Origin of the sequence: uncultured Hymenobacter sp., from assembly GCF_964242765.1 — a bacterium.
Taxonomy (GTDB): Bacteria; Bacteroidota; Bacteroidia; order Cytophagales; family Hymenobacteraceae; genus Hymenobacter.
In genome coordinates this window covers 30,580-55,978 of the sequence record NZ_CAXTBM010000019.1, presented here as the reverse complement: position 1 = coordinate 55,978, position 25,399 = coordinate 30,580, and the positions used below count along the sequence as shown (strand labels likewise).

General features: G+C 55.8%; 20 protein-coding genes. 12 read left to right on the top strand and 8 right to left on the bottom strand.

The genetic code is table 11. The features are described from left to right. Positions 1-204: 204 nt before the first annotated feature. Positions 205-2,064 carry a Fe-S protein assembly chaperone HscA gene (gene hscA, locus ACFE7X_RS10225; RefSeq protein ID WP_375435585.1) on the bottom strand — a complete coding sequence of 620 codons (1,860 nt, stop codon included), beginning with the start codon at positions 2,062-2,064 and terminating at the stop codon, positions 205-207. Between the two features lie 408 nt (positions 2,065-2,472). On the opposite strand from hscA, the gene ACFE7X_RS10220 reads away from it, so the two are divergent. From ACFE7X_RS10220 to ACFE7X_RS10190, 7 genes are all read left to right on the top strand, one after another. After that, positions 2,473-4,575, top strand: coding sequence for a DUF4331 family protein (locus ACFE7X_RS10220; protein ID WP_375435584.1), 2,103 nt, complete (start codon positions 2,473-2,475; stop codon positions 4,573-4,575). A 142-nt stretch (positions 4,576-4,717) separates the two neighbouring features. After that, positions 4,718-6,043 (top strand): tetratricopeptide repeat protein, encoded by a 1,326-nt coding sequence (locus ACFE7X_RS10215; protein ID WP_375435583.1) that lies wholly within the window; start codon positions 4,718-4,720, stop codon positions 6,041-6,043. 160 nt (positions 6,044-6,203) lie between these two features. Then, on the top strand, positions 6,204-6,869 hold the full coding sequence (locus ACFE7X_RS10210) for a HupE/UreJ family protein (RefSeq protein WP_375435582.1): 666 nt from the start codon (positions 6,204-6,206) through the stop codon (positions 6,867-6,869). 105 nt (positions 6,870-6,974) lie between these two features. After that, positions 6,975-7,361: a hypothetical protein gene (locus tag ACFE7X_RS10205; RefSeq protein ID WP_375435581.1), complete on the top strand. Its 387-nt coding sequence runs from the start codon at positions 6,975-6,977 to the stop codon at positions 7,359-7,361. A 203-nt stretch (positions 7,362-7,564) separates the two neighbouring features. Continuing rightward, on the top strand, positions 7,565-9,802 hold the full coding sequence (locus tag ACFE7X_RS10200; protein WP_375435580.1) for a TonB-dependent receptor: 2,238 nt from the start codon (positions 7,565-7,567) through the stop codon (positions 9,800-9,802). Between the two features lie 197 nt (positions 9,803-9,999). Continuing rightward, complete coding sequence (locus ACFE7X_RS10195) at positions 10,000-10,842, top strand: murein L,D-transpeptidase catalytic domain family protein (RefSeq protein ID WP_375435579.1); 843 nt, start codon at positions 10,000-10,002, stop codon at positions 10,840-10,842. Between the two features lie 342 nt (positions 10,843-11,184). After that, positions 11,185-12,012 carry a murein L,D-transpeptidase catalytic domain family protein gene (locus tag ACFE7X_RS10190; RefSeq protein ID WP_375435578.1) on the top strand — a complete coding sequence of 276 codons (828 nt, stop codon included), beginning with the start codon at positions 11,185-11,187 and terminating at the stop codon, positions 12,010-12,012. A 166-nt stretch (positions 12,013-12,178) separates the two neighbouring features. On the opposite strand, the gene ACFE7X_RS10185 is transcribed toward ACFE7X_RS10190, so the two are convergent. The 4 genes from ACFE7X_RS10185 to ACFE7X_RS10170 all read right to left on the bottom strand — a co-directional run bounded on the left by ACFE7X_RS10185 (position 12,179) and on the right by ACFE7X_RS10170 (position 16,871). Beyond that, entirely contained in the window at positions 12,179-13,240 is a 1,062-nt protein-coding gene (locus ACFE7X_RS10185; RefSeq protein WP_375435577.1) for an Ldh family oxidoreductase, read from the bottom strand. Between the two features lie 121 nt (positions 13,241-13,361). Continuing rightward, on the bottom strand, positions 13,362-14,342 hold the full coding sequence (locus tag ACFE7X_RS10180; protein ID WP_375435576.1) for a transglutaminase domain-containing protein: 981 nt from the start codon (positions 14,340-14,342) through the stop codon (positions 13,362-13,364). Positions 14,343-14,412: 70 nt separating this feature from the next. Continuing rightward, a complete protein-coding gene (locus ACFE7X_RS10175; RefSeq protein ID WP_375435575.1) occupies positions 14,413-15,348 on the bottom strand; it encodes an alpha-E domain-containing protein in 936 nt (311 codons plus the stop codon). A 68-nt stretch (positions 15,349-15,416) separates the two neighbouring features. Continuing rightward, positions 15,417-16,871 carry a circularly permuted type 2 ATP-grasp protein gene (locus tag ACFE7X_RS10170; RefSeq protein ID WP_375435574.1) on the bottom strand — a complete coding sequence of 485 codons (1,455 nt, stop codon included), beginning with the start codon at positions 16,869-16,871 and terminating at the stop codon, positions 15,417-15,419. A 420-nt stretch (positions 16,872-17,291) separates the two neighbouring features. Here ACFE7X_RS10170 and ACFE7X_RS10165 point away from each other — a divergent pair, with 420 nt between their 5' ends. Beyond that, positions 17,292-18,362, top strand: coding sequence for a putative zinc-binding metallopeptidase (locus ACFE7X_RS10165; protein ID WP_375435573.1), 1,071 nt, complete (start codon positions 17,292-17,294; stop codon positions 18,360-18,362). Between the two features lie 70 nt (positions 18,363-18,432). On the opposite strand, the gene ACFE7X_RS10160 is transcribed toward ACFE7X_RS10165, so the two are convergent. Continuing rightward, entirely contained in the window at positions 18,433-19,386 is a 954-nt protein-coding gene (locus ACFE7X_RS10160) for a phosphatase (RefSeq protein WP_375435572.1), read from the bottom strand. A gap of 169 nt (positions 19,387-19,555) precedes the next feature. Further along, on the bottom strand, positions 19,556-20,440 hold the full coding sequence (locus ACFE7X_RS10155; protein WP_375435571.1) for a class I SAM-dependent methyltransferase: 885 nt from the start codon (positions 20,438-20,440) through the stop codon (positions 19,556-19,558). Between the two features lie 195 nt (positions 20,441-20,635). Here ACFE7X_RS10155 and ACFE7X_RS10150 point away from each other — a divergent pair, with 195 nt between their 5' ends. Together ACFE7X_RS10150 and dapF are read left to right on the top strand one after the other, a co-directional pair. Further along, positions 20,636-21,118, top strand: coding sequence for a DinB family protein (locus tag ACFE7X_RS10150; protein WP_375435570.1), 483 nt, complete (start codon positions 20,636-20,638; stop codon positions 21,116-21,118). A 10-nt stretch (positions 21,119-21,128) separates the two neighbouring features. Beyond that, positions 21,129-21,926 (top strand): diaminopimelate epimerase, encoded by a 798-nt coding sequence (gene dapF, locus ACFE7X_RS10145; RefSeq protein WP_375435569.1) that lies wholly within the window; start codon positions 21,129-21,131, stop codon positions 21,924-21,926. Between the two features lie 135 nt (positions 21,927-22,061). Here dapF and ACFE7X_RS10140 read toward each other — a convergent pair whose 3' ends face one another. After that, positions 22,062-23,081, bottom strand: coding sequence for an aldo/keto reductase (locus tag ACFE7X_RS10140; protein ID WP_375435568.1), 1,020 nt, complete (start codon positions 23,079-23,081; stop codon positions 22,062-22,064). Between the two features lie 230 nt (positions 23,082-23,311). Between ACFE7X_RS10140 and ACFE7X_RS10135 the strand changes: the two genes are divergently transcribed. Together ACFE7X_RS10135 and ACFE7X_RS10130 are read left to right on the top strand one after the other, a co-directional pair. Continuing rightward, entirely contained in the window at positions 23,312-23,833 is a 522-nt protein-coding gene (locus tag ACFE7X_RS10135; protein WP_375435567.1) for a GNAT family N-acetyltransferase, read from the top strand. 302 nt (positions 23,834-24,135) lie between these two features. Continuing rightward, a complete protein-coding gene (locus tag ACFE7X_RS10130) occupies positions 24,136-25,374 on the top strand; it encodes a glycosyltransferase family 1 protein (RefSeq protein WP_375435566.1) in 1,239 nt (412 codons plus the stop codon). The last annotated feature ends 25 nt before the right edge of the window (positions 25,375-25,399 follow it).

The window sequence follows — 25,399 nt, the reverse complement described above, 5'->3', positions numbered from 1 at the left end:
ACAATTTATGTACTCTTTATTGCCACTGGCTGGGCATCAGGCCTTGTTGATGGTTACTTACAAGTTAGCAAAGCCCAACAGCAAACCGCCCTGCTAAGTAATAGCAAGGCGGGTAGTAGGATGCTAAATATCCTCAGGCTTCTTAGGTAAATATGCGTCTGTGGAAGTGTTTGAATGCTTCAAGGAATTGAACTTGGCTTATGGCTACTCGATCCTTTTGCCCGTCATGGCCTGCTTGATAGAGATGTTCATTACCCGCTCTGCATAAGGGCTGGTAAGAGCCTCTAATTCGTCTACTGCTTTCAGAATGGTGTCTTTCTCTTTGGTTTCGAGCGCCTCACGTAAGTTTTGAGTGGCGGCCGCAGTAAGTGTTATTTCATCTTCGGTTAGGTGCAAATGATTTTTCTCCACAAACCGCTCCACTTGGTACAGCATCTGCTCGGCCACGGTGCGCGCTTCAATTACCATGCGGGCTGCCACGTCTTCGCGGGCAAACGTGAGCGAATCCATGAGCATCTTTTCCACCTGGTCGTCGGTGAGGCCGTATTGGGGTTTGATTTCAACGGCTTGGCTGGTGCCGGAACGTAGCTCAATAGCTTCCACCTTCAATATACCGTCGGCGTTCAGAATGAAATTCACATCCACCTTAGGCAACCCGGCAGGCATGGCAGGAATGCCGCGCAGGTCGAATTCCGCTAGCTTACGGTTTTCACTCACCAAGTCCCGCTCACCCTGGTACACCGATATCTTCAAGTTCACCTGCCCGTCCACGCTGGTGGTGTACTGACGGCCCGCTTTGGTTGGAATCTTCGAGTTGCGCGCAATGATAGGGTCCATAAGGCCACCCAGCGTTTCAATGCCCAGCGTGAGCGGCGTCACGTCGAGCAGCAACACGTCGCGGCGGTTGCCGCCCAGTATGTCGGCCTGAATGGCGGCCCCCAGGGCGACTACTTCATCGGGATTGAGAGAGTTGTTGGCGGGCTGCTGGAAGAACTCGGATACTGAATCATAAACGAGCGGCACACGCGTAGAACCGCCAACCAGCAGCACGGCATCCAGATCCTTCGGCGTGAGCTTGGCATCCGCAAGCGCCTGTCGGCACGAAACGATGGTCCGGTCCACTAGTGGCCTCACCAAGCCGTTGAATTCCGGTTTAGTGAGGCGCAACACAAGGCCATCGAAGTTGGCGCCAAAGTCATCGTGCTGGCTCAGGTATTTTTTCGCGGCCTCGGCTAACAGCCGTAGCTCTTGTTGCAGCGGCACGTTTTGAGTCAGGGTGGACTCTAGCTGATACTGCGTAATCCAGTGGTTGATAATGGCGCGGTCTAGGTCGTCACCGCCCAAATAGGTGTCGCCGTTGGTGCTCAGTACCTCGAAAATACCTTGCTGAATGCGCAGAATGCTTACGTCGAAGGTGCCGCCGCCGAGGTCGTACACAGCTACCGTTTTTTCTTCGTCGGGGGAGAGACCGATGCCGTAGGCCAATGCCGCAGCGGTGGGCTCATTCACTATACGCAGCACTTCCAGGCCCGCCAGGCGGCCGGCGTCGCGGGTGGCTTGCCGCTGCGAATCGTTGAAGTAGGCAGGTACTGTGATAACTGCTTTGTTGACGGGCGTCTTGAGCGCATGCTCGGCGCGGGCTCGCAACTCTTTCAGAATTTCTGCCGATAGCTCGATAGGAGAGTAGAACTTCTCACCGACCCGGATTTTCACTAGCCCTTCCGAATTGTCATCAATCACCTTGTAGCCGAGGTCGGAAGCATGCCCACCGAGGTCTTTGTAACTCTTGCCTAGCAGGCGCTTCACCGAGTAAATCGTGTTCTGCGGCTCAGTGAGTAGATACTCCTTGGCGTCAGTGCCTACAATAGGGGTTTCACCGCCAACTGGAAAATGCACCACCGACGGGACGATGGTACCACGGCCCTGGTCGTTGATGGCCAGCGGCTGCCGCGTATCAGGATGAATGTAAGCTACCAGCGAGTTGGTGGTACCTAAATCGATGCCGACGATGATTTCTTCCTGCTGTATACTTCCAGTGGAAAGGTTGATTGCAACTTTGGCCATGCGTGAAAAGGCAGAGCGCCGGAGCGCGCTAGGTGGGCGAAACGGAACCCGACAATAACTTAACTATCGGCCCGCGCGCAATCGCAAAAATAGCGAAGAAATAGCGGGGCAGTGGTTTCACTGTCTATGAGCTAGTTATTTCAAGGCTAAGTGCAAACGATTGTGCATAATTTAGGGTAAGCAATCCAAATACGGTTGGGCTTGCGTAAGGCTTAAGAAATTACAACTACCTTTTCAGGGCCTTGAATACTTCTGCGTTTTCACTTCGCAAACCACGCTGATTTTCGGGCTGTTACGAACGGTCATTCGCTCCGCTTTCTTCCTATTGCCTCTTCCTGATTTGCTTTTAAACCTACTGGATTTCTGGTGGGCTGGTTACCTATTTTTTCATCTTTCCCCATTTTTATCATGAAGAAAAGCCTTACCCGTCCTATTCTTTCTTTGGCATTCGCTACCACGGCTGTGGCGGGCATGCTGGCTTGGAGTGGACAAAACACCCACTTAGAAGCAAGTAGCCACCGCGAAGCTCCCCTTATTGCCGATGACCCGCTGGCCGACAACACGGACTTATACGCCTTCCGCGACCCGGTCAACTCGGAGATGATCAATATCATCGCCAATTACATACCGTTGGAGTTGCCCCAGGGCGGCCCTAACTACAATACGTTTGGCGAGAACGTCCGCTACGAGATTCATATCAAGAACTCGACGACGGTTAACCCAACGGGTGACAACATTACCTATCGTTTCACCTTTACGCGGACCAACCAAGACCCGACCACCTTCTTCAACATCCGGCTTGGGCAGCAAAACCTGAAAACCACGTACATCTGCGAGAAAAGCGTAAATGGTGGGGCTTTCACAACTATTGTTACCAACGGTGTGGTGCCTCCGCCCAACATCGGGCCGCGCTCCATTGAAAGCGCCGCTGGCTTGAATTCGCCCTACACTACCTTGATGACCAATGCCATTCAGACGGCAGGTGCGGCAAGAGTTTTCTGTGGCCCCGTAGACGACCCGTTCTTCGTAGACCTGGGCGGTATTTTCGATTTGGGTGGCGTGCGTACGGCTAACGCCCGCGACGGGGTAGCCCGCAAAAACACCCACGCTATTGCGCTGCAAATTCCAATTTCTGAATTGCAGAAAGACGGTAAGACCGGCGCAATGGCTGCTAACATTCTGGATTCGGATTATATAATTGGGGTGTGGGCTTCGGCCAGCCGCCCAGCCATGCGCACGCTCAACGTAGACGGTACGCAAACGCACACCGGCAACTGGGTGCAGGTATCGCGCCTGGGTATGCCACTTACCAACGAAGTAATCATTCCAATAGGTGGCAAAGACGGCTGGAATGCCCGCACCCCCGGCGCGGAGCGGGCTTTGGATGACGACTACTTCACCAACCCTGAGCTAGGCCTCTACATGGCCGATAACGTGCCAGTAGCCCCTGCCGCGCCCAAGCCTGCCGGGCAAACCTACTACGGCGAAGCCGTTCCGGGTCTGGCGGCGTTGCGCATTCAGTCCAACTCGCTGCAACTTGGTTTCGACTTCCGCAACGGTGCCGATGGTGCTTCGGGCCTGACGCCTGCGCAGCGGGCTGGTACCGTTTTCGCTGATCCAACGTTCGGGCCGTACTTGCTGCGCGCTGGCAAGCCTCGTTCGGTGGATATTCTACCTATCTTTCACACGGGGGTGCCTAACCTGCGGCCTTATCAACTGGCCACTGGCAAGGCTGGTAATCCGCTGGCAGCTGGCAAGCCGTTCATCAACAACTTCCTGCCCGTTATCGGGGATATGCTGCGCCTGAACATGGCGGTGCCGACCACTCCGCGCAACTCCGCCGCCTTTAGCTCGGAAGGATTGCTAGCCGCTGCCGTTGCTGGTCTGACTGTAGCGCCTTACAACACAAATTCCGACCTGGAATTCATTCCTAACATGGACGGCTTCCCGAATGGCCGCCGCTTGGAAGATGATGTAACCCGGATTGAGTTGCAAGCCGTGGGGGGAGCCGTATTGGCCGCCGTTGGCTTGTGGTACGACGATTACACCGCCGGTAGTGCGAACCCCGTGACAGCGCAACTTGGCAACGTAGTAGGGTTTCGCACGGGTATCGAGTTCAATGACACTACATTCCGGTCGGCTTTCCCTTACCTACAGACTCCCTGGGCTGGCACAACAGCGCAGCGCGTAGCTCTTTCTCAGCGTTCCCCTACGGGCGGTTTAGGCTTGCAAGTGAGTGCTGTGGCATCGGTGCAGGCGTATCCTAACCCCGTGGTAGATCAAACTACGTTCCGCTACGAAGTAGGGGTGAAGAGCAACCTCTCGCTGGTAATTACCGACCTGACGGGCCGGCAGGTAGCCACGCTCATCAAGCCGAAGGAGCACAAGGTGGGTACCTACGAGTACACTTGGCGGGTGCCGGCATCGGTAGCCGCTGGCACGTACGTGGCTACGTTCTATAGCGGCGCTACGGTATTGCAATCGGTGAAGGTGGTGCGCGAGGCGCGCTAGCGTGAAACTATAAACCTGTGAGATGGTGAGTTTGATGTTCCACTTGCGCACATTGCGTGAAAAGAATGTTGAACTCACCATTTCATTGCTTTACCTCATCGCTCTACCTTTTTCGTAACTCAACTTTTACCTGTCCTTGGCTGTGCGTAAATACTTTTACCCCATTTTGCTGGTGAGTTTTGCGGCGGCAGTTGCTGCTCTGTTTGTTTTTCGCAAACCCGAACGGGTTCCGCAGCTCAAAGCGCGCCACGGCGATTTGGCAATAGGCGGCGAATGGGTGAACACGCAGAATGCCGTGGCCGGCCTGCTAGCCAAACTGCGCACCAACCCCGACGACACCAAGTCGGAACTACTGCTGGCGCAGGCCTACATGCAGGAAGCTCGTGTTACCGGTGACCATGGCTACTACGACATGGCCGCCATGGAATTGCTAAACAAGGTAATTCGGAAGGAGCCCCAGAATTTCGAGGCACTGTGTTGCAAAGCTTCGCTCAGCCTTACGCAGCACCACTTCTCGGAAGGACTAGCCTTGGCCGAGGAAGCGGTGAAGCTCAACCCAAGCAATGCCTTTGTCTACGGCTTGCTTTGTGATGCCAACGTGGAACTAGGGCGCTACCCCGAAGCAGTGCGCATGGCCGACAAAATGAACACGTTGCGCCCCGACCTGCGCGCCTACGCCCGCGTTTCGTACCTGCGCGAAATCTACGGCGACTTGCCGGGCGCTATTGAAGCCATGACTATGGCCGCCAAAGCTGGGTTTCCGGGTTTAGAGCAAACGGAATGGGCCCGTATCACGCTCGGCCATTTGTACGAAAACACCGGCGACCTGCAACGCGCCGAACAACAGTACCGAGAGTCGTTGAGTGAGCGGCCAGGTTACTCGTACGCGCTGGCTGGCTTAGGTCGGGTGGAAAAGGCGCGCCGCAAGTATCCGGAGGCCATTGCTTATTTCCAGAAAGCCCGCGCCACGGTGAAAGACTACGCGTTTGCCGATGAGCTAACCGACCTGTACCGCCTCAACAACGAGCCTGCCAAAGCCCAGGAAATGGCCCGCGAAGCCATTGGTATGCTGGCCAATGACGCCCAGGAGGCCGATGATAACGAGCTAATGGGCCACTATGCCGACCGAGAATTGGCTTATGCGTACTTGAAAACCAATGAGCTAGATAAAGCCCTCGAACACGCCAAAATTGAATACGAGCGACGTCCCGACAACATCGATGTAGAAGAAACCCTGGCCTGGGTGCACTACAAGCGCGGCGAGTATGCAGAAGCTGAAAAGCAAATACAGCGCGCCATGCGTATGAAAACCAAGAACCCCACGCTGCTTTGTCGCGCCGGCCTGATTGCCACCAAAACCGGCCGGACCACCGACGGACAGGCCCTCATTCGGGAGGCACTGGCTCTGAATCCTTACCTGAGCCTCGACCTGGCCGACGAGGGCAAAAAGTTCTTGGCAATTAATTAGATAAGACAGACGCCTAGCCTTTGCAGCAGGCAAACAGCAGGCAAAGCAGGTTGGAGAATTTGTTGCCGGTGGTGCGCCGCGGCTTCTGCACTGTCTTTTGCGCCGCCCGCAGAAAGCAATACCCGAACAACTACCACACCGCCAGCACAAGCTGAAACGTATGCTACCTGTCCGCCCACACGTCCGCTATATGCTGCCGCTGCTGTTGCTGCTGCCTGTCCTAGCGAATGCGCACGTGCTGGATGTGGACCTAAGCAAACTCTCCCGTACCGACATCCTCTGGACGTATCTGCAACTAGGGTTCACGCACATTCTACCCCTGGGCCTCGACCATATTCTGTTTGTGCTTAGTATCTTTTTCCTGGAACCGCGCCTCAAGCCCGTGCTCTGGCAAGCTACCGCCTTCACGGTGGCACACTCTATCACGCTGGGGCTGGCTATCTACGGGTTCATTGCGCCGCCCGAGGCCGTGGTGGAGCCTGTTATTGCCCTGTCTATTTTGTTTGTCGCCATTGAAAACATAGTAGTCAACCAGCTCAACCCCTGGCGAGTGGTGGTGGTGTTTGGCTTCGGGCTGATACATGGCTTAGGCTTTGCCAGCGCGCTAACCGGGTTGGGGCTGCCCCGCAGCATGTTCTTCGAGTCCCTGATTTCCTTCAATGTAGGAGTCGAGCTGGGGCAGACAGCCGTGATTCTACTGGCGTGGCTGCTGGTGGGGCGTTGGTTCAGTCAGAAAAGCTGGTACAAACAGCGCATCGTAATACCTGCTTCCGTTGCCATCGGCCTTGTTGCCGCCTACTGGACTGTGGAGCGGGTTTTCTTTTGAGAATACTTATAAGGCCCTAGTGAGTTTGGGTGCTATTGACGCAAATAGAAATTCAAACTCGCTAAGTCGCTATAAACCAGTTCACTATTTCAAGACTTCACCGTCATGCTCCGTAATTGCTTGGTTCTACTGCTGCTCGTGCACTACCTGTTGGTGGTGGGGGCTGGCTTTGTAGGACGGACGGAGCCTGTGCGGCAGCGCGCGGCAGATTACGTGCACAGCGTTAACTGTCAGCAGCAGCACTATCTACAGCTCGACTGCTTCGACCATTGCAACGGCGAGCAGTACGTGCGCGTGAAACCCAATCAGCGCCAGTCGTTGCCACAACTGCTCGACACGGTAAAAGGGCTCGATGTGCACTGCCTGCGCGATACCCCAGTGATAGTTGGAGTGCCCGTTGGAGTAAGCGCCGAAGCGGAAACGAGCGCCGTAGTTTTGTTTCTGCCTACTGGCTTTTCAGGGACCCTCTACGCGCCGCCGCGCTGGGGATAAGAAAGGCACCGGACCTCTGTGGCCGGGCCGCAATAGGCTGCGCTAAGCGGGCCTACTTTCTTATTCTCAGTTCAATCCTACTCCTGCGTGGCTCGCTAGTTAGCCTGCGCTAGGTGGGGGTATTCCGCGGCTATATGAACTTCACTCCTTTACGAATTCTAGTATTCTTGGTGGCTCTGTGTGGGTTAGCGAGAACAACTTCTTTGCGTGCGCAGAATATTGGAACGGCCACCTTGCGCGGTACCGTGGCCGATTCGCTTTCGGGCCAGCCGGTAAGCGGGGTAAGTGTGGGACTCGAAAACCAGCCTAGCGGTACGGCCACCGACGCCCTAGGCAACTTTCGCCTTAGTGGCTTAGCGGCGGGAACGTACACGTTGCGAGTAAGCGCCTTAGGATACGGGGCCCAGCGCGTACCCGTCAGGCTGGTTGCCGGCGAAACCCAAACGCTCAAAGTGGCGCTACCTACCAGAGCGCTAAGCCTGAGCGAGGTGACTGTACGTCAGCCCCGCGACCCTAATCAAAGCTTGGCTGCCATTTCGCACATCGATCAGGTTCTGCGGCCCTTGAATTCAGCCCAGGACTTGCTCCGGCTCGTGCCGGGCCTGTTCATCGCGCAGCATGCTGGTGGTGGCAAGGCCGAGCAAATCTTTATTCGGGGTTTCGATGTGGACCATGGCACCGATTTCGCGGTGAGCGTGGATGGGCTGCCGGTAAACATGGTGAGCCACGGCCACGGGCAAGGCTACGCCGATTTCCACTTCGTGATACCCGAAACGGTAGAACAGTTGAAAGTGTACAAAGGACCGTACACGGCGCGCTTCGGCGATTTTGCCACGGCCGGCGCCGGGGAGTTCTCAACTAAAACCCGCCTCGATAATAGCCAAGTGAAGCTGGAGGTGGGCCAGTTTGATACCCGTCGGGCCCTGGTCATGCTGGATTTGCTAGGCAACAACCGGCACTTGCTTTCCAAGAAATCGGAAAGCGCCTACCTGGCTTCCGAATACTACTTCACCAACTCGTACTTCGATGCCAAGCAGCACTTCAAGCGCTTCAACGGCTTAGGCAAATACACCGGGCAACTATCCGACAAAACGTCGCTCATGCTACTTGGCTCGCATTTCAGCTCGAATTGGGATGCCAGCGGCCAGATACCAGAACGAGGCGTGCGCCAAGGCCTTATTTCGCGCTACGGCAGCATCGATCCTACGGAGGGGGGGCGCACCAACCGCAGCAATGCTTCCGCCGTCTTGACCACGGCCTTACCCCACGATGCCGTGCTGCGCCAGCAGGCTTACTATTCGCGGTACAACTTTGGGCTGTATTCCAACTTCACTTTCTTTCTCAACAACCCCGTTGACGGCGACGAAATCCGCCAAACCGACTCCCGCAACATCTACGGCTACACCGGCACCTACGACCGGGACACGCAATGGGGAAGCCGCACGCTGCACACCACGTTCGGGCTCGGCACGCGCATCGACGCTACCGATGTGGCCTTGCTGAATGCCGTGCGGCGGACGGTAACGGACACCACCATCAGCGGCCGCGTAAACGAGCAGAACATCAATGCGTACCTGGATGAAACGCTCATGCTAACCAACCGCCTGACGGTAAACGCGGCCATCCGAGCGGATCTGTTCCGTTTTCGGTATCGTGACCAGCGCAACGCCGCGGATTCCGTTTCGGGCCGGGCCACGGCGACCCGCGTGTCGCCGAAGCTCAATTTGTATTACCAATTCGCGCCGGAAGTGCAGGTGTTTGTGCGTTCGGGCTTCGGCTTCCACTCCAACGATGCCCGCGGCGTGGTGCGCGACCCGGAAGCCAACGTCCTGCCCCGCGCCATCGGCTACGAGGCCGGCAGCACCTTCAAACCCGTGCCCAGCCTCGTAGTGAACGTGGCCGCTTGGGCGCTGCACTTGCAAGACGAGTTGGTGTACGTCGGTGATGCAGGCATTACGGAAAGCACTGGCCCGACCCGCCGCTTCGGGTTGGATGTGGCTGCCCGCTATCAGCTAACGACCCGCGTATTCGCCGATCTGGATATGAACTACAACCGCGGCCGGCAGGTAGACGCGCCGGCTGGTGCCAACTACATTCCGCTGGCACCTAGTTTTACCAGCATCGGCGGGCTTACACTCAAGGCCCCTAGCGGTGTCAATGCAAGTTTGCGCTACCGCTACATCGACGGCCGTCCGGCCAACGACGATGGCAGCATTACGGCCCGTGGCTACTTTCTGCTTGATGCCGTGCTCAACTACACCCATGCGCGCTACCAGATTGGGGCCACGGCTGAAAACTTGCTAAACGTGGAGTGGAACCAGGCGCAGTTTGCCACCGAAACCCGCCTGCCTACCGAGCCAGTAGGTATTTCGGTAGACGAACTGCACTTCACGCCCGGCACGCCGTTCTACTTGAAGCTGAACGCCAGCATATTCTTCTAACAGGCTATTCCGATAGGCAATGAATTGTATAGGACGGGTTGTCCTTCCGACGCAGGAGGAATCCGGATCAAGTTCTCCTACGATGCTACTCAGATTCCTCCGGCGTCGGAAGGACAACCCGACAACTTGGTAAGCTTGTAGGCGCAAAAGGCAAAATGCAACGCACCGGAACGGTTTCCAAATGGTAACTTGGCCGAATGTTGCAGCGCTTTCGATTCCTAGGTATTGGCCTTGCACTGGCCGTGTGCGCCAGCGGCTGCCAGCTAGCCGAGGGCAACCCGCAAACGGCGCTGGCAGCCGCTCGATCTGGGGCCGAGGCTTTAGCTACTACACCACTAGCCGCTACTGCAACCGAGCCGGATTCGCTGCGCCTCACGCCCCTGCTACCCTTGCCTGCCGTACCTGACTCGTTGCGCCAAGCCGTGCAGATGCTGTATGCTGGGCTAGGCCCAGCGGCGGCCGACCTGCGCCTTGAGGTGCTGGAGCGTGCCTGTGTGGGCTACCTAACCCTACGCCACGCGGGCCGCATCAAGCACCCCAGCGTGCTGGCTGTGGCGGATATGGATTTGCCTTCCTTTAAGCAACGTCTGTGGGTGCTGGACCTAGAAGCTGTCCGCGTGCTGCACCGTAGCCACGTAGCGCACGGCCGCGGCTCGGGGCATCGGCGGGCCTACCGCTTTTCTAACACCATGAAATCTGCTTGCACTTCGCTGGGGTTCTATCGCACCGAAGACACCTATGGCGGCAAGCATGGCCTTTCGCGCCGCCTCCACGGCCTTGATGCCGGCCAGAACTCCAATGCTGAATCGCGCTACGTAGTGCTGCATGCTGCCGACTACGTGAGTGCCGCGTACTTGCGCGAGCATGGGCAAGCTGGCTACAGCCGGGGGTGTCCAGCCTTGCCGCCGGACCAGTATCGCGCTATTATCAAGAGTTTGCCCCAAGGGTCCTGCTTGTTTCTTAGCGGCCCCAGTATGGAGTCGAGGTGGCTGGATGGCGCAGTGGCAGCCCAGCAATTAGCGGCGCACGGCTGGCATTGAGTAGGGAAGATGGCGTGTATGGCACTTGTCATTCCGAGGCACGAGGAATCTGGGTGATGTAGTGGAGTGGCTTAGCTCAGATTCCTCGTGCCTCGGAATGACAAGCCTGCAAGTAATCAGTCACTAGCGCCCGAGAAACAAAGGTGTTATTAGTCAATGACTAACAACGATTAAATAGTAAATAGGGAATTAAGCTTACGCCAGCTATGTTTTAACACCGCAATGCACGGAAATATCTGTGTCAGTGCACCATTCGCACGCACATTGCGTATACTCTTCCCAGATAGCACCTCTTCTCAAAGAGTATTGATCTAAAAAGCAGGGGTAACCCTTTCAGCGCAGATGGAAAAAACAAGCGTAGTATATCGTCAGCGTTTCAAGCGCAGAGCCCGTCGTGTTGCGCGTCGCGTGTTGCCTTTCATGGCCTCGCTGTTTATGGCTACGCCTTTGGCTAGCCCAGTGCTCAACTCCAAGGTGAAAGCAGCTAGCACGGAAGCTAAGTTGCCTACCAACAAAGAGTTGCAGTTAGCTTTCTATAACCAACGCACCCAAGGTTTATACCAGGAACTCGGCCTTGAAAACCAGGGCTTGCGCTTTGATGTATTCGAGAAGGCCTTGACCGGCTATTACAATTTGCAAAGCGAAGGCCGCTTGGCCAACGACAAGCAGTTGCTAACGGTGGTTGACTTCGGCTTGCCAAGCACAGCCAAGCGCTTGTGGGTAATTGACTTAGCGCAAAAACAAGTGAAGTTTAATACGCTGGTAGCGCACGGTCATAATTCTGGCGAAAACGAAGCCACTACGTTTTCCAACAAGAATGAGTCGAACATGAGCAGCCTGGGTTTCTACGTAACCAAAGGCGAATACACGGGCAAGCACGGCCGCTCCCTCAAACTCGACGGCGTCGACGAAGGCTTCAACACCAATGCTCTCGAACGTTCCGTTGTTATGCACGGGGCTGACTATGTGAGCGAAGACTTCATCAAGCAAAATGGTCGGCTTGGCCGTAGCCTTGGCTGCCCTGCACTACCGATGGACCAGAAAGACGAGATAATCGAGGCTGTGAACGGTGGTACTTGCTTGTTTCTGAATGGTCCCGACGAAACCTACTCGTCGAAGTTCTTGAACGAAGACATTGCCATCAATACAATGCTTGCCAACAACAGCTAGTACCAAAAGCTATAACAGAAAGCCCGCCTCTGGAAACAGGGGCGGGCTTTTTTACAACACGCAGTTTACGCCTCGACACATAAGCTCAGTAAGTAGCCACTAACAGGCGTTTTTCGCCGGTGCACAGGAACCCGTTGTGCTCGTGTGTTGCAGGTTGAGCTGCGTGTTACAGTTTTACGCCAAACTTTGCGCCTACACTCTCTAAGTCGCGAACTACAGGGTCGAGTAGAGGAATACCGTCGAGGAGGCGGCGCGCCGCCGTTTCGCGCTCCGGGTCGCCGGGAATAAGAACGTGTTGTCCTTCGGTGGCGCGGGCGTTGCGAAACGTGGTAATCCAGTTGTCCATGTGGGCTTTAAATTCGTCGGCGGGGCGAAAGGCATCCACGCGCATAGCCCCAAAGAAATGGCCGATGCCCTGGCCCACTGGGTCGGCGGGGGGCTGCAAAAATGCCACGAACGGTGGTACCCACGGCCCGTAGTTCGCCCCGGAAAGCACCGCCGAAAAGACATCGACGATACTGCCCAGGCAGTAGCCTTTGTGCGAGCCGGTTTCGCCACCCAGGGGTAGCAGAGCACCGCCAAGCTTCACGGCATCGGCATCATTGGACCCCTGACCGGTAGCATCCTGCACCCACCCATCGGGCACGGGCAGTTGCTTGCGCTGCGCAATTTCCAGCTTGCCATTGGCCGCCGTGGTGGTGGCAAAGTCGGCCACAAAGTCGGGCTGGTTGGCGGCCGGAATAGCAACAGCAATGGGATTAGTGCCCAGCAGCCGGTCCAGCGAGTGAGTAGGCGCTACCAGGGGAGAAGCGTTGGTCATGGCAATGCCAATCATGTCGTGGGCCAGGGCCTTCATAGCGTGATACCCAGCAATGCCGAAGTGATTGGAGTTGCGCACCGACACCCAACCGGTGCCCACCTGCCGGGCTTTCTCAATGGCCACCAACATAGCTTTCGGCCCTACTACCAGGCCCAAGCCCCCGTCGCCATCCACTACGGCCGTACTGGGCGTTTCGTAGGTCACGCCTACGCGCGGAGTGGCATTGATGCGGCCTGCCTCCCACAGCCGCACGTAGCCCACAAGCCGCGCTACCCCGTGCGAATCGATGCCGCGCAAATCGGCGGAAAGCAGCGTCTCGGTGGCCAGCGTAGCATCTGCCTCGGGGCAGCCGATGCTTTGGAAAACAGCTTCGGTAAAGGCGAAGAGTTGATTGTAGGAAAAAGTCATAGCAAAGCTACCGCAAGGCAGCACGTAAGTTCGGGACTTGAAACGGCAACGGTAGCGTTGAACCGCTCCTCTAATAGGAGCCTAAACTTACGTCACTTTCCAGAACGGCCGCCGGTAGCGGCTACTGTTGCTGCTGTTGTTGCTGTTGCTCCCAGGTTACGTACTTGCGGTAGGAGTTGATGGGCACAATCGGCTCTTTCACCTCCTGCACGTACACGGGGTCTTCCAGTTCGGCAGGTTGCACTTGCTTAACCGGGTCACCGTTCTCGATGTGGACCGATACCGTGAGGGTGTGCGCGCCGGTGCCTTTGTAGGTGCCTTTGATGGGGGTGCAATCCGAGAAATTACGGCCGATGGCGATGCGCACGTGCCCGTCGTTGACGATGCAGTTGTTGGTGGGGTCGAGACCGAGCCAGCCGTAGAATGGGATATACGCTTCCACCCACGCGTGGGTAGCGCCGGCACCGCGCACGCCTTCTTCCTTGGGGCACACATAGCCGCTCACGTAGCGAGCCGGAATACCGATTTGCCGGAGCATAAACAGCAGCATGTGGGCAAAGTCCTGGCATACGCCTGCCCGCAGCCGCCAGATTTCATCGGTCGGCGTTTCCACGTTGGTCACGCCCCGTTGGTAGCCGAAATTGTCGTACACGTATTCCGACAGCACCAGCGCATTCTTCAGCGGCTTGTCGTTGCCGTCGACGATGCCGCGCAAGGCGTCCTGGATTTCCTCTTGCAGCGTTGATGCCTCGGGAGTGAGAAAGTCCATGTACGCCACATCGTAGCGCAGGCTAACCAAGTTGCGCCATTGGTCTTCGGCCGAAGCCTCGTCCATGGGGAACTGGATGGGGGTGGTAACTACCTCGAGGTTGGAATCAATAACCAGCTCCGAGTGCGGACTAATCACCGTAAACACGCCCACTTGGTTGCCGAAATAATCGGTGAAAAACGCTACGTCCGGGTTGAAGGTGATGGAGACGTCGTGGTTTTTCACCATCAGCCGGTCGTCTTCCAACGGATAAATCATCAGCTGATTGGCGCAGTCGATAACCGGCGCGGCGTAGGCGTAGCGGGTTATGTGCTTGATTTTGTAGAAAGGCATTTGTAAGCTGTTAGCTGATGGCTGAGGAAAGTCAGAACGTCCTAGTTGGATCGGCTTCAAGCCCTAAAAACTAGCTATTGCCGAAGTAATACTTGTTTAACGCATTGGTGACTTCCAGCAGCTCGTTTCGGGTTTGCAACAGAAACTGATCGAGTAGCGCCTCATTACCAGCCTGAAGGTCGCTATACGTTACGCTGTTTTTCACTTTGCCTACCAGAAAACGCAGTTGCTCGTAGCTAGCAGGCAAGCTTTTGTCTTTCAGCCGTTCGCAGCAGCGCACCAATTGGCGAAGGCTGTACGACAACGAGTGCGGAAAATCCTGGTCGTAGATAATCATGTGCAGCACCGATTGCGTGTCCAGGATGCCCTTGTAGGTTTTCGAGTACAGCTCGTGGCCGTAGAGGGCGTACAGCACGTAGCGCAACTCCGGGGCGCCCATGGGGTGCTGCTCGGTCTGCGAAAAAGCGTGCTGGTTGAGCCGGATGATGTCGGTTGTCTGGATGGCGCGTTCCAGGTACTTGCCCATGTTCAGGAATACGTACCCTTCGTCGCGCGGCATGGTGTGCTGCACGGTCCCGGTGAACAGCAAACCCTGCCGGAGCAGTATGTCCAGGCCCGAGACGGGGTCCTCCATAGTGGCTTGGCGCGCTACTTCTTCCTGCCGGATCGTGTGGTAGTACTCGTTGAGGCTCTGCCACACCTCTTTGGTGATGTGGTCTTGCACGGCACGAGCATTTTCGCGGCCGTGCATGATGTTGTTGTACGCCGACACTGCATTCGACTTGTCGAACACCAAGTGCCCGATAATTTGGGCGGTGTCGCGCACGGTTTCGTTGATTTCCTCGCGAGTAAGGTCGCCGTAGTTGTTCAGCAACGGTTTCCAGCCCAGGTACCGGTGCTCGTCTTGCGAAGTGATGTAGCTGATGCGAACCACTTGCAGCATGGACTGGGTGCGTTCCATGTAGCGGCCCAGCCAGTAAATAGTGTCAGCAACGCGACTCAGCATAGGTGAAGTTGTGAAATGAGCAGGTTAAATCTTTCAGCGAAAGCGGGTACTAGATTATGGTGTTCGTGTTACGGTTGCGGGCCGAGCACCCAAGTGTCTTTGCTGCCGCCGCCTTGCGAGGAATTCACTATCAAGGAGCCTTCGCGCAACGCTACTCGCGTAAGGCCGCCGGGCACGATATCGATGCCGGAAGGGCCATAGAGGGCGAAGGGGCGCAAATCGACGCGGCGGGGCTGGAGCACGCCATCAATGTAGCACGGGGTGGAGGAGAGGCTGATGATGGGCTGGGCGATGAAGCTGCGCGGATCGGCGGTAATGGCCGCTTTGAAAGCGTCCATTTCCTCTCCCGTGGCGCTGCTGCCAATCAGCATGCCGTAGCCGCCCGACTCGTTGGTGCGCTTGATAACCATGCGCGCCATGTTGTCGAATACTAGCTGGCGCTTGTCGGGGTCGTCGAGTTGGTAGGTGGGCACGTTTTTGAGGATGGGCTCCTCGTTGAGGTAGTAGCGAATCATGTCGGGTACGTAGCAGTACACGGCTTTATCGTCGGCCACGCCGTTGCCCATGGCATTCACAATAGCCACGTTGCCCTTGCGGTAAGCCCAGTACAGCCCCGACACGCCGAGCGCGCTATCGGGCCGGAAAGCCAGTGGGTCGATATACTCATCGTCGACGCGGCGGTAAATAACATCGACGCGGGTTAGGCCGCGGGTGGTTTTCATGTACACAAAATGGTCGTGCACAATTAAGTCGCGGCTTTCCACCAACCGAATCCCCATTAGGCGGGCCAGCGTGCTGTGTTCGAAGTAGGCCGAGTTGTAGATGCCCGGCGACAGCAACACCACCGTGGCCTCGCTGGCCTGGCGGTTGCCGAGCGCTAGCAGATTCCGGAACAGCAGATCGGGGTAATCCTTAACGGGCTGCACGTTGTTTTTGGGCAGCAGATCGGGGAAGATGCGGTAGGTGATGCTGCGGTTTTCCAGCATGTACGACACGCCCGAAGGCGTGCGCAGGTTGTCTTCGAGCACGTAAAACTCGCCGTCATGGTCCCGAATCAGGTCGACGCCCGCAATGTGGGTGTAGATGTCGTACGGGACGTGGACGTTCATCATTTCCCGCAAAAACTGCGGGCACGAGTATACCAGCGCGGCCGGAATGATGCCGTCTTTGATGATGAACTGCTGGTGGTAGATGTCTTTGAGGAAAATATTCAGCGCCTTGAGCCGCTGCTTGATGCCCGCTTCAATGCGCACCCATTCCTCGTAGTTGAGGATGCGCGGAATGATATCGAAGGGAAATATTTTCTCGATGCCTTCCCCGCTGCTATACACCGTAAACGTGACTCCCTGGCTCAGAAACAGCTTTTTGGCTAGCTCTACCTTGCGGGTCATTTCCGTTTCCGGTAGGTTTTCAATGGCCGTCACAAAGTTGCGGTACTCGGGACGAATGTTTTCGGTTTGGAACATTTCGTCCCACACGTTGGCCTGTTCCCGGTAGGAATGAAGAAGCGAGGTGGATTGCATACGGCAGAAGAAAGAAGAAAACGGAAAGCCACGAACCCAAAGACAGCAAACTAGGAAACGGCTGCTCTAATAGCAGTTGCTACGCTTGAGTTTGTGAGGGGCTAAGGCAGGAATTAAGTGAATAAAATGCGAAAAGCCTTTTATTTTCTGGTGAACTTCCTGTTTTTTTATGTGATTTTGACCTGATACTGCCATGTGCTTAAGGGGTTAAGTGAGAAATCATAGATTCTATTAATTACCACGGTGTAGCTACCTGCGCAAGCTGTTTTGGGTGCGATACGCAACTCTCTATCTTGGCTTCTATCCGTTTGCCTCAGCATAGGAAAACAAACTTCCTGGCTACCTAGGCTTGCACCCAGCAGCTTTACGTAAGCATCCGTACACAAGTGCAACTCTTGCCTGACCTTCTCTTCCGACCACATGCAACTTTTCAAGTGTACCCATTGCGGCCAACTGCTGTATTTCGAAAACGATAAATGCGAAAAGTGCCACTATCCACTGGGCTTCGAGAGCCAGCAGTTGCAATTGCTGCCCCTCGTACCGGAGCCCGATGGCTATACCTTCCGGCTGTACGGAGCAACCGAGCATACGGCCCCGACTTATACGTACTGTCCCAATCACGCGGAACAAGCTTGTAACTGGTTGGTGCCTACGGGAAACGCCACGCCCTTCTGTACGGCCTGCGCCCTCAACCATACCATTCCCAACCTAGAGAAACCCGAGCATCGGGCGCGGTGGCGACGGATGGAAGTAGCCAAGCACCGACTCGTCTACAGCTTGCTCCGCATGGGTTTGCCCGTAGTGAGCAAAGCCGCCGATCCAAAGCAGGGCCTCTGGTTCGACTTCCTGGCCGACTCCAATCCGGAGGGGGGCGAAAGAGTAATGACCGGCCACGACGAAGGCCTTATTACCATCAACATTGCCGAAGCCGACGACATCGAGCGGGAAATGGCTCGTAAGGCCATGGCCGAGATGTACCGCACGCTACTCGGCCACTTCCGCCACGAAGTCGGCCACTACTATTGGGACCGGCTCATCGACAATACGCCGCACCTAACCGAATTCCGGGCGCTGTTCGGGGACGAGCAAGAAGACTACGGCGAGGCCCTCAAACGCCACTACGACCAAGGGCCGCCCGCCGACTGGGCGCAGCACTTTATCAGTTCCTACGCCAGCAGCCACCCCTGGGAAGATTGGGCCGAAACATGGGCGCACTACCTGCACATCGTCGATACGCTGCAAACTGCCCACGCGTTTGGATTGAGCGTGAACCCGGTGGTAGCAGAAACCCACCACCATCTGCAAACCGTCATCGAGGAGGAGCCCTACGAGCAGGACGACTTCCACCACATCATGGATCAGTGGCTGCCGCTCACCTTCGCCATGAACAGCCTCAACCGCAGCATGGGCCAGCCCGATTCTTACCCCTTCATTATTCGCCCTGCCGTGGTGGAAAAAATGGCCTTTATCCACCGTGTCGTCAGGAAGTAGACATTGTCTGCTTAAGCTTGGAACGTTTAGCCAAGTTAGTTCTAGAACGAAAAGCGCTGGCGTAGGCCGTTTAGCTCTGTTCCATCATTTCGGCCAGCAAGCCTTCTTTCAAGGCGAATGCGGACGTGCGAATACGGGTGATACCGGAGAAGCCCAACACGAAATCAAATAGAACCGAGGCCACCACGAGCATATCCGCCCGCATGGGCAGGATGCCCGGTATGGCTTTGCGTTGCTCGTGGTTGCCACCAAGTAATTGGCGGTAGCTGTCTTGGAAGCTGCTCATAGCTAGTTCGGTGCACGGCGGCAGTTCCGCTTCCGTGCGCAACTGCCCGATTTGCATATCCGCCAGGCTGTCGAAGCTGCCGGAAGCTCCAATCACCGCCACGGGCTGGTACTGTTGCACAGCAGCCACCAACGGGGCCAGCACCATACTTAAATGGGCTTGCTCCGCTGCCACGGCCGTAGCGGGCATAACACCGCTAGGGTCCGGAAAAAACTTGTCGAGCAGTCGCTGCGCGCCAATCTCAAAGCTCTGCTTCCAGAAGATGGTCGTCTCGTCGGCAATAATAAATTCCACCGAGCCCCCGCCAATATCCACTATCAGGTTGCGCTCGTTGCCGAGTGGTACCGCCTGCCGCACGCCTTTGGTAATGAGTTCCGCTTCTCGTTCGCCCGGAATAATTTCCACCCGAATCCCGGTTTGCTCGAAAATAGCTTGCACTAGCTCAGGACCGTTACGCGCCACGCGTACGGCGCTGGTAGCCGTTGCGCGTACTTCCGTCACTTGATGCAATTCAATTTCTTCCTGGAAAGCATCTAGGGTGTGCAAGGCTCGCGCATAGGCCTGTGGGGTAATCTCGCCTTTGCTGATGCCGCCCTCTCCGAGCCGCACGCCTACTTTGGTACGCAGCAACACGAGCGGTTCGGCGTGCGGTTCTTTGGGCAGCTCCACAATCAGCAAGTGAAACGTGTTGGTGCCCATATCAATCAGGGCGAGGCGACGGTGAGAAGGATGCTGCATTATGTAAGGTATACGCTCAACGTAAGATTGGCACTCCTTTCTGTCCTTCCTAAGAGCCGCGCACAACCTTATCAACCCTCAACAAGACGTACACACGCCTGCTATTTTTTCAGGATAAGGTTGCGCGCGGCTCTTAAGAGAGGATAGATGTCTAGTTATTGAACTTGCTTTACGTGGCAAACCGGCAGAACGTACCGAGTGGCAACTTGCGTGCCCCAGCGTCGTGCAGGTAGATTTCTCCAATCTCGCGTTTCTCGCGCATTGCTGGGAAAATCTCGCCTACGAGGTTATCCAAAATCAAAGCGGAGAAACCTAGCGAGTACAAATTGACAAGAAAGAAATGATCGGTGGGGTCAAGCAGCTCTTTACAGAGCTTAAGCATTTCGTTTAGTTCGTCTTCGAGCTGCCATTTCTCGCCGTTCGGGCCGCGGCCGTAGGCGGGCGGGTCGAGGATGAGGCCTTGGTACTTGCTGCCGCGCTTCACTTCGCGCCGCACGTATTTCATGGCGTCTTCTACCAGCCAGCGCACCCCGTCGAGGTTGCTGGCCTCCATGTTGTCGCGGGCCCAAAAGTTCACTTGCTTCACCGAATCCAGATGCGTGACATCGGCGCCGGCTGCGCGGGCAGCTAAGGTGGCGGCGCCAGTGTACGCAAACAGGTTGAGTACGCGGGGGACGGCCGCTTTGCGCTTGCGGGTTTGCTGGTAGATAAATTGCCAGTTAGGGTCTTGCTCGGGAAACAGGCCTACGTGCTTAAAAGACGACATTCCCAGCCGAAACCGCAGCTTCAAGTTGTCGGGCCGCTCGTAGCCAATCACCCACTGCTCGGGCGTGCCGGGCTTTATTTTCCACTGGCCGCGCTCCTGGCTGCCTTTCTCGCGGGTGAACGTGGCGTGGGCGCGCTGCCATTCGCTGGCGGGTAGGTGCGGGTCCCAAATGGCCTGCGGCTCAGGACGGGCCAACAGGTGCTGACCGAAACGCTCCAGCTTCTCGAAGTTGCCCGCGTCGAGCAGTTCGTAGTCGGACCAGGGGCTGGTGGTAAGGAAAGTGTACATGCAGAAACAGGTTGGGCGGCAAAGGTACGTGGAGTTGCTAGTTGGTAGCGTGGTTTCGGCGTAGCGTGCCGCTCGAAGCGCAAGGTTCGCGCTGCCCCACGCTGGCAATTGTCAGTGGTTATACGCTTTGCCATGCCACTTCTCGTATTTTAGACACCCTGCCTTCGCTTACCACATTCAACAACCAAGCAACCCATGTCTGAACCCGAACGCATTGCCGACCAGCTTCGCCGCGCCTTCGACGGCGATGCGTGGTCCGGGCCTTCACTCCACCAAACCTTGGCTGGTATCACGGCCGCGCAAGCTGCGGCTTATCCATGGGCTGGTGTGCACAGCATCGGCGAGTTGGTGCAGCACCTTACCACCTGGACCGTCACGGTAGCGCAGCGGGTTGAAGCTCGAAAACTCACGGAAATGACCCGTGAAGATTGGCCTTCTTTTTCGGTTGCAGTAACTGAAGTAGCCTGGCCGCAAGCCCGACAAGAGTTGCGGGAAGCGCACCAGCACTTGCTTGGTATCACGGAAGCACTGCCAAGTTCGGAACTGGATACGGTGCTTGGCGATGCGCGGGAACGGGCCGATGGTTCTGGCGTATCAATCTACGTCTTACTGCACGGCACCATTCAGCATTATCTTTACCACGCTGGGCAGATAGCCCTGCTACGCAAATTCGTCTGACTCTTTTCCCGTGACACTTTCCTTTCATAAATACCAGGGCACCGGCAACGACTTCGTGATGGTGGACGACCGCGCCCACCGCTTCGACGAAACCAACCACGCCCTCGTGCACCACCTCTGCGACCGGCGCCGCGGCATCGGGGCCGATGGCCTGATCTTGCTCCGCCAGCACCCGGAATACGATTTCGAGATGGTATACTTCAACGCCGACGGCCATTTAGGCTCGATGTGCGGCAACGGTGGCCGCTGCACTGTCGCCTTCGCCAAGCAACTCGGCGTCATCGAGCGCAATACGCATTTCCTGGCTGCCGATGGTTTGCACGAAGCGCAGATAGAAGCAGATGGCACGGTGCATTTGCGCATGCAGGACGTAACTGGCCATCAGCAAATCGAGGAGCACGGTGGTGTGTTTCTAAACACTGGTTCGCCTCACCTTGTGCGTTTCATGCCTGCCAGCACTTTAAACGACCTGAATGTGTTTGCCGAAGGCCGCGCCATCCGCTACGGCGAGCTTTTCCGAGAGCAAGGAACCAACATCAACTTCGTAGAAGTGCCCGAAACCCCCGATTTGCCTTGGCAAGTGCGTACCTATGAACGCGGCGTGGAAGACGAAACGCTAAGCTGCGGCACCGGCGTCACGGCAGTAGCACTAGCGGCTTCGCAGCACGGCGCGCAGAGTCCCGTGCGCCTGCGCACACCTGGCGGCGAGCTGCGCGTCACCTTTGAAGTGAAGGCTGATGGCGCTTTCACCAACATCTTCCTGATCGGACCCGCGCAACGGGTGTTTGAAGGAACAGTAGAAGTGTAGGCAAGCAGAACCCCGATTAAAAAACGAAAAGCTCAATCCCTTCCACTTTATAACTCTCGTTTTTGTCGTTAACTAAGCAGCCGACCCATGAAGATAGTCTTCACGGGTCGGCTGTTTTCTATAAGCACACGGCTGTTACGGTTGTCGGTCGCCGCCGGTAAATTCCAGCATCCAGCCCGGATATTCGGGACTTAGCTTGCTAACCTCATCCAGCTGTTTCAACTCTTCGGGAGTTAGTTGCACGTCCACCGATTTAAGGTTGTCTTCTAGCTGTTCCATTTTCTTGGCTCCGATAATTACGCTCGTAACCACGGGTTGATGCAGCAGCCAGGCCAGTGCTATTTGAGCAACGGAAACGCCTTTGGTTTCGGCCAGAGGGCGCAATACGTCCAAGATGTCGAAGGCTTTTTCCTTATCGACTGGTGGAAAGTCGAAGTTCAAGCGGCGGGCGCCTTCTTCGCTTTGTTGGTCGCGGGTGAACTTGCCACTCAGGAAGCCCCCAGCCAGCGGGCTCCATACCATCAACCCTACTTTCTGGTCTTGCAGGAGCGGCACCACTTCGCGCTCCAACTCACGGCCGGCAACAGTGTAGTAGGCTTGCAGCGACACAAACTTTTCCACCTGATTGTAGGTGGAGTAGCCGAGCGCCTTCATCAGCTGCCAGGCCGCCAAATTGCTGGCCCCGATGTAGCGCACCTTGCCGCTGCGCACCAGATCATCGAGGGCGCGCAAGGTGTCCTCTAGCGGGGTCAGTGGGTCGTAGCTGTGGATTTGGTAGAGGTCGATGTAGTCGGTTTTCAACCGTTTCAGGGAGCTTTCCACTTGGTCGAAGATGTGCTTACGGGTTAGCCCCGCCTGGTTGGGTCCCTCGCCCATCTTGCCGCGCACTTTGGTGGCCAGCACCAGCGAATCGCGCGAGACACCCAAGTTGTGGATGGATTGGCCGGTTAGTTCTTCCGACAAGCCTTCCGAGTAGACGTTGGCCGTGTCGATGAAGTTGATGCCCGCCTCTATGGCGCGCCGTATTTGCTCGTCCACAGCTTGCTGATCCAGCGCGCCGATGGCGGCAGCCCAGCCTCTGCCGCCATAAGTCATTGTGCCCAAGCACAGCGCCGATACTTTCAAGCCGGTGTTACCCAACAGGTTGTATTTCATGATAAGTAGTAAGAAAAGCTGAGATGAATCCTGCATAAGCTGCCAGGTAGACGGGACGATGAAACAAAGCAGAAACTTCACCTACCACCCCTTCGCCCCGATGCATGTAGGTACATTACGTAAAAACCGCTGCAAAGCAGGTTGTTTCGTGAATAAGTTTGTGTTGTATTACTCACATCTACTCGAACTGCTTCGGTGAGGGTGGTTTTATTCTGTGGCTTTCGGCATTTATGCTTCACGACAACCTTATTTTTTTGCGGGCTCTGGAAGCAGAAGACCTCGACTTTCTGTACACGCTGGAAAACGACTCGTCTTTATGGCCCGTTTCCGACGCCGTGACCCCAATCTCACGCTACACGTTGCAGAAATATTTAGATAACGCTGGCGCCGATTTTCAAGAGGTACGGCAACTACGCCTTGCAATTTGCGTGGTGGCCGACGAGCGGGCAGTGGGTACTGTGGACTTGTTTGATTTCGAGCCACGCCACCAGCGGGCCGGAGTGGGAATTGCCGTCTTGCAAAACGAGCGGGGGAGAGGCTACGCGCAAGCAGCGTTAAACCTGTTGAAAACGTATGCCCGCCACACGCTGCACCTGCATCAACTATTTTGTACCATCGGCGCGCGCAATAGCATTAGCCAGAAGCTGTTTGAAAGAGCTGGATTCCAATTCGTAGGCGTGCGTAAGGACTGGTTGCGCACAGCCGAAGGTTGGCAAAATGTGGTAGAATACCAGTGTTTATTGGACATATAAAGGGATAATTAGTAGAAGCGCTAAGGTTGAGCTTTGTCAGTTATATAGAATTATGTATGTATAATAGCGTTCAGCTCAGAAAGTTGTTATTACACTCTGAATATGAATTTTTAATGTAAATCTTACTAATTATAGGCTTATGTGGTTTTATAGTTGAACTTATCAGCTATATTGATTCTCATAATGGCTGTGTATCCTTTTCTTAAGGACTAGCGTATAATCTAGCATCAACCGGGTAGTGACTTTTTAGGCTGCTTTGTAGACCCGATGATGTAACGCTACTTTTCACTTACTACTACTCTATGTCGCTGAATAACCCAGCGCAGGTGACCTCCTCTGCCTCTGACACAAATCTATCCGCTCCTCAAATACCATCCGGACCTTTTCCGGATTTGGTTTGTTTCGCTCATCTTCACTGGGATTTTGTATGGCAACGCCCGCAGCATTTATTAACTCGGTTTGCGCAGTATGGCCGGGTGCTGTACGTGGAAGATGCCTTTGTTCATCCCGATCAGGTAGAGCCTCACCTGGAAATAAAAGAACGGCAGAACGGCGTGAAAGTGGTTGTGGCGCATCTGCCCCACGGACTGAGCGAGCAAGCTGCTGACGCAGCGCAGGCCAAGCTACTAGCCGAGTACTTCAAGAAGGAAAACTTCAAGCAGTACATTTTCTGGTACTATACCCCGATGGCGCTCAACAAGTCGTGGGATTTCCAGCCTATACTCACCATCTATGATTGCATGGATGAGCTAGCCAACTTCAAGTTCGCGCCCGCCGGTTTGCGTGAGCGGGAACAAGATCTTTTCCAGCGGGCCGACTTGGTATTTACGGGTGGCTACACCATCTACGAATCCAAAAAGCTGCAACACGCCGATGCGCACCCGTTCCCGAGCAGCATCGACAAAGACCACTTCGGGCAAGCCCGTCAGTTGATGGACGACCCCGCCGACCAGGCAGGTATTGCCCATCCCCGCATCGGTTTCTTCGGCGTAGTGGACGAGCGCCTCGACATCGAACTGCTGCGCCAACTCGCCGATGCGCATCCTGAATGGCAATTTGTCATCATTGGTCCGGTTGTGAAAATCAGCCACGATGTACTGCCCCGTCAGCAGAATATCCATTATCTAGGCGGCAAAGACTATCTGCAATTGCCTGCTTACCTGCAGGGGTGGGACGTTGCAACCCTGTTATTTGCCGACAACGAAAGCACCAAGTTTATTTCGCCTACCAAGACCCCGGAATATTTGGCCGCTGGCCGTCCGGTAGTTAGCACGCCCATTCGCGATGTTGTGCGGCCTTACGGGGAGCTAAACCTCGTACACATTGCCGCCAACGCCGATGATTTTGGGCGGGCCATCGAGAAGGCCCTTATTCAAAACCAAGATGCAGATTGGCGGCGCCGGACGGATGAATATTTGGCCACTATTTCTTGGGATCTAACCTGGCAGCAGATGCGGGACCTTATGCTGGCCCGCCTCCAGGCCAAAACCTCTGACGCAGCCAACGAAACGGCAGATTCGTCGCTGGTTTCTGTTTCCTGACTTTCTCTCATCCTCCCTAATCCTT

Bases quoted from the DNA above. Each gene is read 5' to 3' on its own strand.
- hscA (WP_375435585.1), bottom strand. From the start codon at position 2,064: ATGGCCAAAGTTGCAATCAACCTTTCCACTGGAAGTATACAGCAGGAA.
- ACFE7X_RS10220 (WP_375435584.1), top strand. From the start codon at position 2,473: ATGAAGAAAAGCCTTACCCGTCCTATTCTTTCTTTGGCATTCGCTACC.
- ACFE7X_RS10210 (WP_375435582.1), top strand. From the start codon at position 6,204: ATGCTACCTGTCCGCCCACACGTCCGCTATATGCTGCCGCTGCTGTTG.
- ACFE7X_RS10205 (WP_375435581.1), top strand. From the start codon at position 6,975: ATGCTCCGTAATTGCTTGGTTCTACTGCTGCTCGTGCACTACCTGTTG.
- ACFE7X_RS10195 (WP_375435579.1), top strand. From the start codon at position 10,000: ATGTTGCAGCGCTTTCGATTCCTAGGTATTGGCCTTGCACTGGCCGTG.
- ACFE7X_RS10190 (WP_375435578.1), top strand. From the start codon at position 11,185: ATGGAAAAAACAAGCGTAGTATATCGTCAGCGTTTCAAGCGCAGAGCC.
- ACFE7X_RS10185 (WP_375435577.1), bottom strand. From the start codon at position 13,240: ATGACTTTTTCCTACAATCAACTCTTCGCCTTTACCGAAGCTGTTTTC.
- ACFE7X_RS10180 (WP_375435576.1), bottom strand. From the start codon at position 14,342: ATGCCTTTCTACAAAATCAAGCACATAACCCGCTACGCCTACGCCGCG.
- ACFE7X_RS10175 (WP_375435575.1), bottom strand. From the start codon at position 15,348: ATGCTGAGTCGCGTTGCTGACACTATTTACTGGCTGGGCCGCTACATG.
- ACFE7X_RS10170 (WP_375435574.1), bottom strand. From the start codon at position 16,871: ATGCAATCCACCTCGCTTCTTCATTCCTACCGGGAACAGGCCAACGTG.
- ACFE7X_RS10165 (WP_375435573.1), top strand. From the start codon at position 17,292: ATGCAACTTTTCAAGTGTACCCATTGCGGCCAACTGCTGTATTTCGAA.
- ACFE7X_RS10160 (WP_375435572.1), bottom strand. From the start codon at position 19,386: ATGCAGCATCCTTCTCACCGTCGCCTCGCCCTGATTGATATGGGCACC.
- ACFE7X_RS10155 (WP_375435571.1), bottom strand. From the start codon at position 20,440: ATGTACACTTTCCTTACCACCAGCCCCTGGTCCGACTACGAACTGCTC.
- ACFE7X_RS10150 (WP_375435570.1), top strand. From the start codon at position 20,636: ATGTCTGAACCCGAACGCATTGCCGACCAGCTTCGCCGCGCCTTCGAC.
- ACFE7X_RS10140 (WP_375435568.1), bottom strand. From the start codon at position 23,081: ATGAAATACAACCTGTTGGGTAACACCGGCTTGAAAGTATCGGCGCTG.
- ACFE7X_RS10135 (WP_375435567.1), top strand. From the start codon at position 23,312: ATGCTTCACGACAACCTTATTTTTTTGCGGGCTCTGGAAGCAGAAGAC.
- ACFE7X_RS10130 (WP_375435566.1), top strand. From the start codon at position 24,136: ATGTCGCTGAATAACCCAGCGCAGGTGACCTCCTCTGCCTCTGACACA.